Genomic DNA, 13,415 nt, shown 5'->3' on the forward strand with positions numbered 1-13,415 from the left:
CCGCGCCGCGGAGACGACCTTTTTTGTACCGAACCGCGCGTACACCTCCGGCAATGACGCTCTCCGAGGAAGCGACCGAACGGCTCGCCGATCTCGTCTCGCTGCAGCCGACGAAGAACGGCGAGCTACAGCGGCGGTGGGGACTCGACAGCGGGAGCGAGGTTCATCAGTACCTCGAGTCCGAACTCCAGGAGTACTACTACCGCGACGAGGACAGCCTGATCCGGGCGACCCCCGAGGCCGCGGAACTCGTCGGCGTCGAGACGGACGACGACACCGTCCGCGTCCCGCCGCTGCAGGCGCGGATCGTCGGCGTCCTCGCCGGCCCCGACGAGGAACCCCAAAGCGTCGTCGCCGTCCTGCACGCCCTCGAGGACGCCGGCGAGGCGACCGACGTCGAGGCGGTCAGGTCGGGACTCCGGAGCCTGAAGGACAAGGGGATCGTCTCCGTCGTCCGAAAGACCGTCCCGACGTTCCGACTCGCCGTCGACCGCGACGCGATCGGGATCGAGGTTCTCGAGGACCCGGCCCGAACGGACTAGCGACGCCGCTCCCGTTTCGCCTCGAGGAGCCGCTTCGAGGCCTTCCCCGGCCCGCCCTCGATCGGCCACCCGCGGGCCCGCCACGCGGGCGGCTCGGGCTCGAAGGCGGGACAGTCCGCCGAGCACTCCGCGGCCGTCTGCTCGCGGCCCTTCGAGACGCACCACGGGAACGGTCCGGCGGGATCGCGGAGCTCGAAGTGTCGGCAGTCGGGCCGCATCGTGTCGGCGTACGACCGCCACCCGCGCTCGTAGGCCCGCTCTGCGATCTCGGTGCGCTTCTCCCCTTTCCACCCCGGATCGGCGTACTCGAAGCGGGCGGCCGAGCGGTCCTCCGAACCGCCCGAGGGCCGCTCGAGGATGCGCGTTCCGGCGTTCTCGACGGCGAGCGAACGGGGGTACCAGACCGGCTCGACGGTCGTCCTCTCGCCGTCCTCCGAGACGGACAACACCCCCGCCTCGACCGGCATCGCCTCGAGCAAGGCCGGTTCGATCCCGCCGCCGGACGCCCTCGTTGCCAGCCACACCTCGTCGGCCAACCCGACGGCGACGTCATGTTCCAGTTGCTCGGCGAGGACGCGGGCCGCGGCGGCGTCGAGGTCCGGCTTGTTCTCGATGGCGACGATCCGATCGACCCAGGCGGGGTACCGGTAGCGACGCCTGAGTTCGATCCGGTTGGACCGCCGTCTCGTCTCGACGAAGCCGCGCTCGGCGGCCCGGTGGACGGCCTCGCGGACGTACCGCCAGGGGTACCCGGGGTCGGGGAGGGCGTCGCGGTAGTACGCCCACGACGCCGGCGCGTTCCGGGCGACGTGCAACAGGTCCGAACCGAGCCGCTGAGCGCCGAAGGGAGCGCGCTCCGCGAGGGCGCGCTCCGTCGTCTCGACGACGACCGTGTCCCACCGCCGGCGTTCGGTGCCGAGTTGCCGCCCGACGACGACGGCCTCCCGGTCGCCCTCCGGGGGCCAGTTCCGCTCGGCCCACGCACAGACCCGCAGTTCGAAACCGAACTCCTTCACGTCGACCCATCGGAGGTACGGTACCGTAAGCGATTCGACTGTGGGGTCGCGGCCTCATCGGGAAACGAAACGGGACGAGATGGGATAGGACAGGACGGGATGAAGCGCCGGGTTCCGGGCGGACCCGGCGTGGGCGAGCGCGGCGGGCGTTCGGGTCTTGCGCCGTCACGACGAGAAAAGCGTCGTTCGGGCATGTAGCTATCGTCCCTCTCGAAATATAAACCCTTCCGTCGCGGCGTCGGTTAGCGGCGGACGGTCCGCCCCCTCAGCGCCGGTCTCTCAGCGCCGGGAACTCCGATCGGACGCGCTCGACGCGCTCGACCGGACACTCGGCCTCGACGACGGTCGGCTCCTCGTCCGAGGCCGCGACCGGCGTGCCCCAGGGGTCGTACACCGTCGAACGGCCGACGAACCTCGAGTCGTCGATCGTTCCGGAGCCGTTGACCGCCCCGACGTACATGAGGTCCTCGACGGCCCTGGCCCGCGGCAGGAGCTTCCAGTGTTCGACCCGGGGGTAGGGCCACGCGCTCGGCACCAGCACCATCGTCGCTCCGGCGTCGAGCAGCCGGCGGTACGTCTCCGGAAACCGGATGTCATAACAGGTCGTGACGCCGACCGTGTGCCCGCACAACTCGGCGGTCGGGAGCCTCTCGCCGGGCACGAGCAGCTCGCTTTCGGCCGATTCGTACCCGAAGAGGTGGTGTTTCCGGTAGACGAGCCGCCTCTCGCCGTCGGCGTCGAAGAGCACGGCCGTGTTCGCGAGGCCGTCCTCGCTCGGGACCGCCTCGCCGGCCTCGGCTGATGCCTTGAGGTCCTCGACGACCGTTCCGGCGAGCACCGCGACGCCGTGTTCGATCGCCGCCGCCCGGAGCCGACGATGGGTCTCGCCGCCGAGCGGCTGTGCGTGCCGCGAGTACGACTCGAACGCGAAGTAGCCGACGTCGAATATCTCCGGTAACGCGACGCAGTCGACGCCGCGGCCGGCCGCCGTTTCGATGGCCTCGATCGCCCTGTCGACGTTCTCGTCGACCGCCGACCCCTCGATCGAGATCTGCGCGAGCGCGAGCCTCATAACTCGAGCTCCTCGTTGATCGACGCCTCGAGGTTCGCCAACTCGCCGTCGAGCTTCCGTTTGAAGTACCGTTCGACCCCCGGAAACCGCCCGTCGACGGTGAAGCGGTTCGTCACCCGCGTTCCGGACCCCGACGCCTCGAGGGTGTGCTCGCCGCGGACGTCCATCGCCTTCGAGCGCCCGACGAACCGCACGTACTCCGGTTCGTCGATCTCGATGTCCTCGGTCTCGACGCGCACGGTCCTGTTGAGACGCGGGATCGGCAGCGAAACGTGCCAGACGGCGGTCCGGTCACCGGTCGTCTCGAAGCCCTCGACGACGCTTATCGGGCGCGCGCGCTTTTCGGGATCGGCGATGACGGCCCACACCGCGTCCGGCGGCGCGGCGATCTCGAACACGCGTTCGACGCTGACGGTCATACGACACCGTTCGGGAGCGCACCTAAAAGAACGATCGCTCGAAACGGGGGCTACTCGGGCGTGACCCGCCAGGTCGTCGAGCGGGCCCGCGACCACTTCTCTATGTCGACGTCCTCGGATCGCTCGGCCAACTGCGGGAGCCGCGCGCCGACCTGTTTCGCCGTCAGGTCGATCGCCTCGGCGATGTGTTTCGAACGGAAGTACCGCTCACCCCCCTTGGCTCGTTCCCGGAGGTACGTGAGGATTCGCTCGTCCTCGTCGCTCAGTTCGTCCATACCCTCTGTGGGGCCGCGAGGGAGTTAAGACCGTCCCTTCAGCCGTACTGGTGGTACGCGGCGATCGAGAGTCCACCGGCGATCATCGCCACGGCGAAGGACCACCCGGCGGCCGTCTGATCGCCGGTGAACCCGAACACCGTGAGTCCGACGGCGCCGAGCACGGCGATCACGACGAACAGCACGGGGAAGCCGATCGCCTTGTCTGTCGAGTCTGCGGTTTCCATGCCCGGTTGTACGGCACGACACACATAAAGACCGCGCTGTTCGGCGCGCCTGAAGCTTTTTTACTCCCCGAACGAAACGACAGCCGTGAGTACGCTGGTCGTGTACGTGGATCGGGCCGGCGTGATCGGCCACGACGACCCCGTCGTCGGGTGGGAAGCCGTACAGGCGCTCGTCACCGACATCGGACTCGAGGACCCCGAGGACAGCCGCGTCAACTGCCTCTTGGAGGCGCTACACGTCGCCCGGGACCTGCGGGACGACGGCGAGGAGTCGGTCGTTGCGGTCGTCTCCGGCGGTGGCGACGGCGTCAACAGCGACCGCGCCGTCGCCGGCCAGATGGACCGCCTGGTCGCCGAGTACGACCTCGACGCCGCCATCGTCGTGACCGACTCGGCCGGCGACGAGCGCCTCGTTCCGATCATCGAGAGCCGGGTCGCGGTCGACGCCGTCGACCGGGTCGTCGTCCGGCAGTCCCACGACATCCAATCGACGTACTACCTGCTGAAACAGTTCCTCGGCGACGAGGAACTCCGGGGGACCGTCCTCGTCCCGATCGGCGCGGCGCTGTTGGCGTTTCCGATGCTCCTGTTGCTCGCCGACAACGTCGCCGTCGCCCTCTCGGCCATCGCCGGCGTCATCGGTCTGTTCCTCTTGTACAAGGGCCTCGGGATCGACGATCTGGTCTCGGCGCTCCCGACCCGGATCCGCACCGCGTTTTACTCCGGCCAGGTGTCGCTTGTCACCTACGTCGTCGGCGCCGGACTGGCTCTCATCGGCGCGTTCGCCGGCGGGATCGGCGCCGTCGGAACCGACGGCGGCGGGGAGTTACTGCCCGTGCTCCGGTTTCTCTTCGACAGCGTCCCGTGGTTCGCGGCGGCCGCACTGGCCGCCGCGACGGGTCGGCTGACGGACGAACTGCTCGCCGAGAAGGACATCTCCGGGGCGCTCATGAACCTGCCGTTCGGCGTCGTCGCGATCGGCCTCGTCGTCCGCGGCTTCTCGGGGTACTTCCTCCAGCGCGCCGGGGCGTTCGGGCCGATCACCGTCCCGTCCGTCTCCTTCGGCCCGGCCACTGTCGAGGGCTTCGCCCTCTCGATTTGGGGCCGGCTCGCGCTGTACGTGATCGGCGGCGTCGTCGTCAGCCTCGTCGGCGTCGTCGTCACCTCGCGCGTGGTCGGGTCCGACCGGGCCATCGAGGAGTTCCCCGAGTGATAGAACGCGTGGCCGGCGGAACCGACGTTCATATGCCCGCGCCGGCGGTACGAGTGGTATGAGTTGGGTAAGCCTCTTTTCGGGCGGCAAGGACTCCTCGTGGGCGCTGTACCGCGCGCTCGAACGGGGCGCGCCCGTTGAGCGACTGGTGACCGTCCACCCGAGTGGCGAGTCGTTCATGTACCACGTGCCGGCGACCGAGCTGGCCGAGTTGGCCGCCGAGAGCATCGGGATCCCTCTCGTCGACGTCCGACCGGGGGAGTTCGGACCGGCGGCCGGAGACGACGAGACGACGGGCGAACGCGGCGACCGGGAACTCGAGCCCCTCGAGGACGCCCTCGTCGACCTCGCCGACGAGACGGGTCCGATCGACGGTCTCACCGCCGGAGCCGTCGAGAGCAGCTACCAGACCGACCGCATCCGCGGGATGTGCGATCGGATCGGGGCCGAGCTGTTCGCGCCGCTTTGGCAGGCCGATCCCCGCGGGCTGATCGACGCGATGCTCGATGCGGGCTTCGAGATCACCGTCGTCCGGGTCGCCGCCCGCGGCCTCGACGAGTCGTGGCTGGGCCGGACGCTGGACGCGGCGGCCGTCCGGGAGCTCGAAGCGCTCAACGACGACCACGGGGTCCACATCCTCGGCGAGGGCGGCGAGTTCGAAACGATCGTCACCGACGGCCCACACATGGACCGGCCGATCGGACTCGAAGGCTCCCCGGAGTTCGACGGCGTCCGGGGAACGTTCCGCGTCACCGACGCGTGGTTGGGGACGCGCTGAGACGCGCCGTCCGAGCGAACGACGAGCCGGCTCCCGCCGTGCTCGGCCGCTACGCCCCGCCTCGGTGTTGCCCCCGCGGTCGTAGATAAGAAGACACTTAATCCGCCCGGCGGTCGGTACGTACAATGAAGGTTGTCGTCCTCGCCGGGGGGTACGCGACGCGTCTGTGGCCCGTCACGAAACACCGCCCGAAGATGCTGTTGCCGATCGGCGAGACGACGGTCATCGATCGGATCTTCCGGGCGCTGGAGGCCGACGAGCGGGTCGACACCGTCTACGTTTCGACGAACGAACGCTTCGCCCCGGAGTTCGAGGCCCACCTCGAGGCGAGCGACTTCGAGAAACCGACGCTCTCGGTGGAGGACACCGAAGCGGAGTCCGAGAAGTTCGGCGTCGTCGGCGCGCTCGGACAGCTCGTCGAGCGCGAGGGGATCGACGACGACCTGCTCGTCGTCGCCGGCGACAACCTCATCGGGTTCGATCTCTCGGCGTTTCTCGACTACTTCGAAGCGAAACGGACGACCGCGCTGGCCGCGTACGACGTCGGCGACAGGGAGAAGGCCAGCTCCTACGGGCTCGTCGAACTCGACGGCGACCGCGTCGTCGACTTCCAGGAGAAACCCGAGGAACCGAACAGCACCCTCGTCTCGATCGCCTGTTACGCCTTCCCGCGGGAGTCGCTCCGCTTCGAGGAGTACCTCACCGAGGGGAACAACCCCGACGAACCGGGGTGGTTCATCCAGTGGCTCCAGAGCCGCGAACCGGTCAACGCGTTCGTCTTCGACGAGGCGTGGTTCGACATCGGCACCCCCGAGTCCTACCTCGAAGCCATCGAGTGGCACCTCGACGGCGACAGCGTGATCGCCGAGTCCGCGACCGTCGAACGGTCCACGATCGGCGAGAACGTCCACGTCATGCCCGGCGCCGAGATCACCGACGCGACGATCGATCGCTCCGTCGTGTTCAGAGACGCCGTCGTCGACGGCTGTGAGATCCACGACACGATCATCGACGAGGAGACCAGGATCAAGAACGTCAACCTCGCGGGCGCGCTGATCGGCGCTCACACCCGGCTGACAAACGGGACCGAGTAGCCGCCCGAGCCGCCTCGTAGCGCCGAACGCGCCCGGGCCCCGGTCTGATCGGTACGGTTTTGCGTCCGTCGGTCCGACGTCGCGTATGGACGGCCCGGAACGGACCACCAGACAGCGCATCGCCGCGTTCCTCCGCGAGACGCCGGCCGAGGCGAGCCGGATCGCGGCCGAGTTCGACGTGACGACGGCGACGGCGCTGTCGCACGTCGATCACATCGCCGAGTCGCTGCGGGAGGCCGACGAGCGGCTGCTCGTCTCGCCGCCGGAGTGTCGCGACTGCGGGTTCACGGGGTTCGACGACCTGACCAACCGCCCGTCGCGCTGCCCGGCGTGCAAGAGCGAGGCCGTCTCCGATCCGGCCTTTAGGATCCGGTAGGCCGGCCGCGAGCCCGACGCGGCGGCCTCGAGGCCGCAGTCGGCCCGAAACCGTAACAGAGGGTCCCGATAGTGTTTAATATGGCCGTCGTGTAGGCCGAGTTGTAATGTCGGAAGTCTGCTCGACGTGTGGACTCCCCGAGGAACTCTGCGTCTGCGAGGACGTCGCCAAAGAGTCCCAGGAGATCAACATCCACATCGACGAGCGCCGATACGGTAAGGAGGTAACGGTCGTCGAAGGGTTCGATCCGCGGGACGTCGACCTCGATTCGCTTTCCTCGGACCTGAAATCGAAATTCGCCTGCGGTGGCACCGTCGAGGACGGCGCCATCGAACTCCAGGGGAACCACCTCGGTCGGATCGAGGACTTCCTCCAGGAGAAGGGATTCAACGTCGCCTGACCGCCGACGCCCCGGCCCCGATCGGGTCGGTTCGCGGCCTCGCCTCCGTTCTCGGTTCTGTAGACGCGCCGCCGAACGCTCTCGGACGCGACGGCGCGCTCAAAACGGCGCGTCCGGACCCTCCGAGCCGCCTTCGTCCGCTTTGAGCTCGTACGACCAGCCCTCGATCCCGGACGCGAGCGACTCGACCCGCCCGTCGAACCCCTCGAAGGAGCCGATGAGCCGCGCGGCCTGGCGGCTCGCCTTGCCGTGCGGACAGACGGTGACGACGTGCTCCTCGCCCGCAAAGCGCTCGACCCGCCCGGTCAGCTCCGCAAACGGCACGTTCTCGCTGCCGGGGATGTGCCCGCGGCCGAACCGCTCGGGCGATCGGATGTCGACGATCCGAACCGCGTCGTCGCCCCGGATCCGCTCCCACAGCCCCTCCGCGGAGATCTCGCCGTCCATACGCCCCGATACGGAAGCGCGGACTTAAATGAACGGATCGCCCCTCGGACCGCCGGCCGCCGGATCGTCGGACGGCCGGACCCGCCTCGGGGCGGCCTACAGCGTCCCCGCCTCCGCGGCCAACAGCAGCCCCTCGATCGTGGCGTCGTTCGCGGGCTCCTCGCGGGCGGTTTCGAGCGCCTCGTCGACGGGGACGGTCACGACGTCGATGAACTCGCTGCCGTCGAGTTTCCGCTCGCCGCGGCTGAACCCGCTCGCGCGGACGATCCCCCGCCGGTGCCGCAACACGCCGGTCGAACACCAAAAGTCCTCGACGAGTTCGACGGCCTCGGGGACGAGCCCGACCTCCTCTTCGAGTTCGCGCGCGCCCGCTTCCGCGTAGCTCTCCTTGCTCTCGACGATGCCGGCCGGCAGCTCGTAACACAGCTCGCGGATCGCCGGCCTGAACTGCTCGACCATGACGACCGAGCGCTCCGTCGGGCGGGCCCCGTCCGGTCCGGGCTCGCCGACCCCGAGCGCCGCGGGGTCCTCGACGACCGCGACGACGACGACGGCGGCCGGTAGCTCGGCCCAGTAGTAGCGCTTGGTCCCGCCGTCGGGGAGTTCGACGAGGTCGTAGCCTCCCGAGTACCAGCCGGTCTCGTACTCGGTGACGGACTCGAGGACGGCCCAGTCGTGCTCGGCCGGGCTCGGATCGGTCCCGCTCACACCCGATCCCCCGCCAGACGCTCGCGGTAGAGGCGGTTGAACGCCATCCGGCGGACCGTATCGGCCGCGGCCTCGGGTTCGTTCTCGAAGGTCGCCGCGACGGCGGCCTCTGCGGGCGGCGAGGCGTGCCACGCGACGCGTCCGACCGCGTCGCTCCCGGCAACGTGGACCTCGTGTGCGTACTCCTCGCGCCACCCGTCGAACGCCGACCGATCGGCGGTCCGGACGGCGAGCGCGTCGGCGAAAAGCGCCCGCCGTGCCGTCGCCACCACCTCGCTCGTCACGCGTCGGTCGTACTCCTCGCGGCCGAACGACATCGCCTTGGCCGTCTCCCGGACGACGGTCTGTGCGGTCGGTCCGAGGCGCTCGTACCGCGCTTCGGCCTCCGCCCACGTCTCGGGGACGAACCGGCCCTCCGCCTCCCGGGGTCGATCCGTCGCGGTCACTCCGAACCGCCCTCCTCGTCCTCGAGCATCTCCTCTGTCATCCGTCTCGCCTCCTCGAGCACCTCCGCGGTCGCGTCGTCGATCGCGGCGTCGCCCGGCCCGTCGGGCGCGAGGTCGTGATCGTGGCCGCGGCCGTGATCGTGGCTGTGATCGTGACCCCCGGCCCCCTCGTCGTCGAACAGCGCCCCCGATCGCTCCGAGCGCGGCCCTCCCTCGCCGGCGTCGAGGCCGCCGACGGTGTCCTCGAACACCTGCTGGAACTCGGTCTCCTCGACGCGTTCGGAAACGACCTCGGCGAGGTCGTCCTCGCTCATCCCGCCCCAGCCGGCGGCGTGCTCCTCGAGCCACGCTTCGTGGTCGTCGTCCCCGAGCAACGCGGTGAACGCGAGGTGGTTCGCGAGGTGTCCCGCATCGGCCTGTGGGTCCGAACAGACGGGGCAGGCGTATCCCATACCGGACGTTCCCGACCCAGGTGCAAAACGCCTCCGCTCGGGCGGCCGCCGCCGTCGGGCCCTCAGGACATCGGCTTTTTCATCACGTGGGCGTCCTCCCCGTCCGCGTAGTACCCGCGGCGGACGCGGTCGGTCTCGAAGCCGAACGCCTCGTACAGCGCCCGCGCCGCGTCGTTGCTCGGGCGCACCTCGAGTCTGACGCGACCGACGCCCCTCGTTGCCAGCACCGTCAGCCCCTCTGCGAGAAGCGTCCGACCGAGCCCGTCGCGTCTGTGACTCGGCGCGACGGCGAGGTCCTTTATGTGTCCGATCCGCGCGCCGTCCTCGCTGAGGACGTCGGCGACGACGAACCCGACCGGCGACCCGTCGTCGGCGAGTAAAAACCCCGGCGCATCGAGGAACCGCTCGAACGCCGCGTAGGGCCACGGCTGGTCGAACGATCGCCTTTCGATGCGGAAGACGTCCAACAGGTCGGCCCGAACCACCGGCCGAACGTCGACGTCGCTGCGCTGTCCGGCTGCTGTCACGCCCCAACGTTGCGGCGAGACGCACATAGCGTTGTCGACGGCCCCCTTCCGTTCGCGGCAGCTCGGTTCGGGGCTTCGTCGTTCCCGTCCCTCGGGGCCGGCCTCGGCCAGAAGATTGATTATCGCGCGCGCATTACAGTCGGATGCACCCGATTGGGTGCATCCCCACCCCCCACCCCGTTTTCACGCCCCGATAGCCACCGGAACGCCGTTTCGACCGCGGACGCGCGGCGGTCTCGGGTCTCGAACACCGATAAAAACAAAAACACGACCGCCGAGGCGGCGCTCGATCAGTCGTCGGCGGGGGCCGCGCCGCTGCCCTCTTCGGCCTGCTTTTTCGTGTGCGAGAGCTTTCCGCCGTCGGCGAGGATCCGCCGTTCGCGCTCCGACGCGTCGAGCGCGGCGGTGAGTTCCCACTCGTCGTTGACGCGGACGGTGAACTCCTCTTGGCCGGAGCGGACGGCCTCGGCGACGTTGTCGACGATCTCGATGTCGTCGCCCTGCTCGATCCGCTCGTAGTCCTCGGCGTCGATCTCGAGGGGGACGAGCCCGAAGTTGAACAGGTTCGCCTTGTGGATGCGCGCGAAGCTCTGTGCGAGGACGCCCTCGATACCGAGGTACATCGGACACAGCGCCGCGTGCTCCCGCGAGGAGCCCTGCCCGTAGTTCTCGCCGGCGACGAGGAACCCGCCGTCGCTGTCGAGTGCGCGCTGTGCGAACTCCTCGTCGACGCGCGAGAGGGTGAACTCCGAGAGCTTCGGGATGTTCGAGCGGTACATCAGGATGTCCTGCGTCGCCGGGATGATGTGGTCGGTCGTGATGTTGTCGCCCATCTTCAGGAGGTTCGGCCCCGAGATGTCGGCGTCGAGTTCGTCCTTCAGGGGCACGTCGCCGATGTTCGGCCCCTTGATGAGCTCGTCGTCGACGGCCTCCTCGGGCGCGATGATGTCGGGGTCCTCTTTGCCCATGCCCTCGCTGTACTTCGAGCCCATCTCGAACTCGGGCGCCTCGAGGTCACCGAGCTCCGCGGCGAGATCGCGCGGATCGACGATCTCGCCTTTGATCGCCGCCGCGGTGGCGACCTCGGGCGAGCAGAGATAGACGTTGTCGTCCTCGATCCCCGAGCGGCCCTCGAAGTTGCGGTTGAACGTCCGCAGCGAGACCGAATCCGATCCGGGGACGTGGCCGATGCCGATACAGGCGCCGCAGGTCGCCTCGGAGAAGTTGACGCCGGCGGCCATCATCTCCGCGGTCCAGCCCTCGCGGGCGAGCATCTCGGAGGCCTGCTTCGAGGCGGGCGCGACGATCATCTCGGTCTTCATCTCGACCGTCCGCCCCTCGAGCATCTTCGCGCCGGGGAGGATGTCCTCGTAGGCGCCGTTCGTACAGGAGCCGATGATGACCTGCTCGACGTCCGTGCCGGCGACCTCCTCGACCGGAACGACCTTGTCGGGCATCGACGGACAGGCGATGAGCGGCTCGATCTCCGAGAGATCGACCTCGATCCTGTCGGCGTACTCGGCGTCCGCGTCCGGCGAGAGCTCGACGTAGTCGTCCTCGCGGCCGATCCGGGAGAGCCAGTTTTTCGTCCGCTCGTCGGTCGGGAAGATCGAGGAGGTCGCGCCCAACTCGGTGCCGAGGTTCGTGATCGTCGTCCGTTCGGGGACACTCAGCGACTCGACGCCCGGCCCGGTGTACTCGAAGATCTTGCCGACGCCGCCCTTGACGGTCAACTCGCCGAGCAGGTGCAGCGCGACGTCCTTGGCGGTCGCCCACTCGGGGAGTTCGCCCTCGAGGTGGACGTTGACGACCTCCGGCATCTCGATGTAGTACGCGCCCCCGCCCATCGCGACGGAGACGTCGAGGCCGCCGGATCCGATCGCGAGCTGTCCGAGACCGCCCGGCGTCGGCGTGTGGCTGTCCGACCCGAGCAGCGTCTTCCCGGGCGCGGCGAAGTTCTCCTTGTGGACGTTGTGACAGATCCCGTTGCCGGGGCGGCTGTAGTAGGCCCCGAACGTCCCCGCGGCGCTGCGAAGAAAGCGGTGATCGTCGGTGTTTTTGAAGTCGAACTGGTACGTCTGGTGATCGCAGTACTGCGCGGCGAGTTCCGTCTGTACCTCGTCGAGGCCGAGCGCCTCGAACTGCAGCCACACGAGCGTGCCGGTCGTGTCCTGCGTGAGCACCTGATCGATCTCGATGCCGATCTCTTCGCCCGTCTGTAGTTCCCCTTCGACGAGGTGGTCCTCGAGGATTTGTTCGGTGAGTGTCTGTCCCATATCGTCCCTACGTCGACTGTCCACGGATATAAATCCGGCGTGTTCTGACACACGTACGGCAGTTTGAGCGCCGTCGTACCAAACGAGTATTGTTTTCTATGCCCATTTGCCGCACAGAACCGGGTGATCGTGTAAAACCGATCGGCGCGCTCAGTCGATGCGGGCGAACGCGAGGTTCCCGCTGGTGTTTTTGATGTAGATGTCGACCACGTCGCCCTCCTCGGCCCCGGGGACGAAGATGGTGTAGTCGCCGCGGTGGGCGACGCCGTCGCCCTTCCGGCCGGTGTCGGTCACCTTGACCGTGTAGGTCTCGCCGGTCTCGACGTCCTCCTGGGTCGATTGGGTCTCCTTGGATCGGCTGTTTTTCGTGACGGGACGGAACGCGCCGCAGGCGTCACACCGGAGCATCAGCGTCCGGTCCTCCTGGACGAGGCGGGTGTCCGGCAGCCCGCACTCGCTACAGCGGACGTACTCCTCTGTGTAGTCGTCGATGACGCCCTCGAAGTCCCGGTCGTCGAAGTCGCCGTTGTACCGACCGACGCCGTCGTCGAGTTTCCCCGAGGTCGCAAGCGTCTGTTGGACGAACCGATGGAGGTGCTCCGTCTCGCGGTTCAGCGCGTCCGCGACCCCGTCGAGGTTCGTAAACCGCGTGAAGGCTCCGTCGGTCTGTGCGACGGCGTCGGGGACCGAGAGCCGATCGCCGGCCGATCCGATGTCGGGAACCGAGTCCAACGCCCGGTCGAGGCTGTCTCCGTATTCCATGCTCAATCGTAGGGACGAGCGCCGTATATGCGTTCCGAGACCGGCGGGGGCTTCGGGTCGAACCGGTTTTGTCCCCGCCGCCCGAGGGGTCCGCATGGAGCCGACGACCCCACAGGCGGCCTGCTTCGAGGCCGGAATCAAGTTCGGAAGCCTCTATCACCAGTTCGCGGGCACGCCGGTCTCGCCGGACAGCAGCGCCTCGCTCTCGCGGGCGATGGAGGAGGCGATCGAAAACCAGCCGTTCTGCTCGTCGGTGAGCGTCGAGATCCTCGAGGACGCGCTCCGGGCCGAACTCGCCGAGCAGTCCGCCGCGTACACCGAACTCACCGGCCGGTTCATGGAGGTCGAGATCACCATCGACCACGAGGGGGCGACGGTCGTCGCC

The 13,415-nt window shown here is 68.6% G+C and carries 19 protein-coding genes; 7 read left to right on the forward strand and 12 right to left on the reverse strand.

The genetic code is table 11. The annotated features are described in order from the left end of the window. Positions 1 to 53 precede the first annotated feature (53 nt). The gene (locus Q0916_RS03040) at positions 54 to 542 is read left to right on the forward strand and encodes a DUF5797 family protein (RefSeq protein WP_299234199.1); all 489 of its coding nucleotides are present in this window, start codon (positions 54 to 56) and stop codon (positions 540 to 542) included. On the opposite strand, the gene Q0916_RS03045 is transcribed toward Q0916_RS03040, so the two are convergent. From Q0916_RS03045 to Q0916_RS03065, 5 genes are all read right to left on the reverse strand, one after another. After that, entirely contained in the window at positions 539 to 1,558 is a 1,020-nt protein-coding gene (locus Q0916_RS03045; RefSeq protein WP_299234202.1) for a DUF5787 family protein, read from the reverse strand. The genes Q0916_RS03040 and Q0916_RS03045 overlap by 4 nt on opposite strands. A gap of 265 nt (positions 1,559 to 1,823) precedes the next feature. Beyond that, complete coding sequence (locus Q0916_RS03050) at positions 1,824 to 2,630, reverse strand: nitrilase-related carbon-nitrogen hydrolase (protein ID WP_299234205.1); 807 nt, start codon at positions 2,628 to 2,630, stop codon at positions 1,824 to 1,826. Next, complete coding sequence (locus Q0916_RS03055; RefSeq protein WP_299234208.1) at positions 2,627 to 3,049, reverse strand: SRPBCC family protein; 423 nt, start codon at positions 3,047 to 3,049, stop codon at positions 2,627 to 2,629. Before Q0916_RS03055 ends, Q0916_RS03050 begins: the two co-directional genes overlap by 4 nt. 50 nt (positions 3,050 to 3,099) lie before the next feature. Then, complete coding sequence (locus tag Q0916_RS03060; protein ID WP_299234211.1) at positions 3,100 to 3,324, reverse strand: DUF7123 family protein; 225 nt, start codon at positions 3,322 to 3,324, stop codon at positions 3,100 to 3,102. 38 nt (positions 3,325 to 3,362) lie between these two features. Continuing rightward, positions 3,363 to 3,551 carry a DUF7525 family protein gene (locus tag Q0916_RS03065; RefSeq protein ID WP_299234214.1) on the reverse strand — a complete coding sequence of 63 codons (189 nt, stop codon included), beginning with the start codon at positions 3,549 to 3,551 and terminating at the stop codon, positions 3,363 to 3,365. Between the two features lie 85 nt (positions 3,552 to 3,636). Between Q0916_RS03065 and Q0916_RS03070 the strand changes: the two genes are divergently transcribed. The 5 genes from Q0916_RS03070 to yciH all read left to right on the forward strand — a co-directional run bounded on the left by Q0916_RS03070 (position 3,637) and on the right by yciH (position 7,412). After that, positions 3,637 to 4,764: a DUF373 family protein gene (locus tag Q0916_RS03070; RefSeq protein WP_299234217.1), complete on the forward strand. Its 1,128-nt coding sequence runs from the start codon at positions 3,637 to 3,639 to the stop codon at positions 4,762 to 4,764. Positions 4,765 to 4,822: 58 nt separating this feature from the next. Next, the gene (locus Q0916_RS03075; RefSeq protein ID WP_299234220.1) at positions 4,823 to 5,542 is read left to right on the forward strand and encodes a diphthine--ammonia ligase; all 720 of its coding nucleotides are present in this window, start codon (positions 4,823 to 4,825) and stop codon (positions 5,540 to 5,542) included. Between the two features lie 125 nt (positions 5,543 to 5,667). After that, positions 5,668 to 6,636 (forward strand): NDP-sugar synthase, encoded by a 969-nt coding sequence (locus tag Q0916_RS03080; protein WP_299234223.1) that lies wholly within the window; start codon positions 5,668 to 5,670, stop codon positions 6,634 to 6,636. An 85-nt stretch (positions 6,637 to 6,721) separates the two neighbouring features. Next, positions 6,722 to 7,012: a transcriptional regulator gene (locus tag Q0916_RS03085; RefSeq protein WP_299234226.1), complete on the forward strand. Its 291-nt coding sequence runs from the start codon at positions 6,722 to 6,724 to the stop codon at positions 7,010 to 7,012. Between the two features lie 106 nt (positions 7,013 to 7,118). Then, positions 7,119 to 7,412 (forward strand): stress response translation initiation inhibitor YciH, encoded by a 294-nt coding sequence (gene yciH, locus Q0916_RS03090; RefSeq protein ID WP_299234229.1) that lies wholly within the window; start codon positions 7,119 to 7,121, stop codon positions 7,410 to 7,412. A 99-nt stretch (positions 7,413 to 7,511) separates the two neighbouring features. Here yciH and Q0916_RS03095 read toward each other — a convergent pair whose 3' ends face one another. From Q0916_RS03095 to Q0916_RS03125, 7 genes are all read right to left on the reverse strand, one after another. Beyond that, positions 7,512 to 7,859: a rhodanese-like domain-containing protein gene (locus Q0916_RS03095; RefSeq protein WP_299234232.1), complete on the reverse strand. Its 348-nt coding sequence runs from the start codon at positions 7,857 to 7,859 to the stop codon at positions 7,512 to 7,514. A 96-nt stretch (positions 7,860 to 7,955) separates the two neighbouring features. Next, a complete protein-coding gene (locus tag Q0916_RS03100; RefSeq protein WP_299234235.1) occupies positions 7,956 to 8,567 on the reverse strand; it encodes an NUDIX hydrolase in 612 nt (203 codons plus the stop codon). Further along, a complete protein-coding gene (locus Q0916_RS03105) occupies positions 8,564 to 9,013 on the reverse strand; it encodes a DUF5809 family protein (RefSeq protein WP_299234238.1) in 450 nt (149 codons plus the stop codon). Before Q0916_RS03105 ends, Q0916_RS03100 begins: the two co-directional genes overlap by 4 nt. Continuing rightward, positions 9,010 to 9,465 carry a DUF5810 domain-containing protein gene (locus Q0916_RS03110; protein WP_299234241.1) on the reverse strand — a complete coding sequence of 152 codons (456 nt, stop codon included), beginning with the start codon at positions 9,463 to 9,465 and terminating at the stop codon, positions 9,010 to 9,012. Before Q0916_RS03110 ends, Q0916_RS03105 begins: the two co-directional genes overlap by 4 nt. Positions 9,466 to 9,527: 62 nt before the next feature. Beyond that, positions 9,528 to 10,019 carry a ribosomal protein S18-alanine N-acetyltransferase gene (rimI, locus tag Q0916_RS03115; RefSeq protein WP_414689307.1) on the reverse strand — a complete coding sequence of 164 codons (492 nt, stop codon included), beginning with the start codon at positions 10,017 to 10,019 and terminating at the stop codon, positions 9,528 to 9,530. 263 nt (positions 10,020 to 10,282) lie between these two features. After that, a complete protein-coding gene (locus tag Q0916_RS03120; RefSeq protein WP_299234245.1) occupies positions 10,283 to 12,268 on the reverse strand; it encodes an aconitate hydratase in 1,986 nt (661 codons plus the stop codon). 150 nt (positions 12,269 to 12,418) lie between these two features. After that, positions 12,419 to 13,030: a translation initiation factor IF-2 subunit beta gene (locus tag Q0916_RS03125; RefSeq protein WP_299234247.1), complete on the reverse strand. Its 612-nt coding sequence runs from the start codon at positions 13,028 to 13,030 to the stop codon at positions 12,419 to 12,421. 94 nt (positions 13,031 to 13,124) lie between these two features. Between Q0916_RS03125 and Q0916_RS03130 the strand changes: the two genes are divergently transcribed. Beyond that, the coding region (locus tag Q0916_RS03130; protein WP_299234250.1) for a dihydroneopterin aldolase family protein at positions 13,125 to 13,415 on the forward strand (291 nt) is incomplete at its 3' end.

The sequence above is a fragment of the Natronomonas sp. genome (assembly GCF_028274965.1).
Classification (GTDB): Archaea; Halobacteriota; Halobacteria; order Halobacteriales; family Haloarculaceae; genus Natronomonas.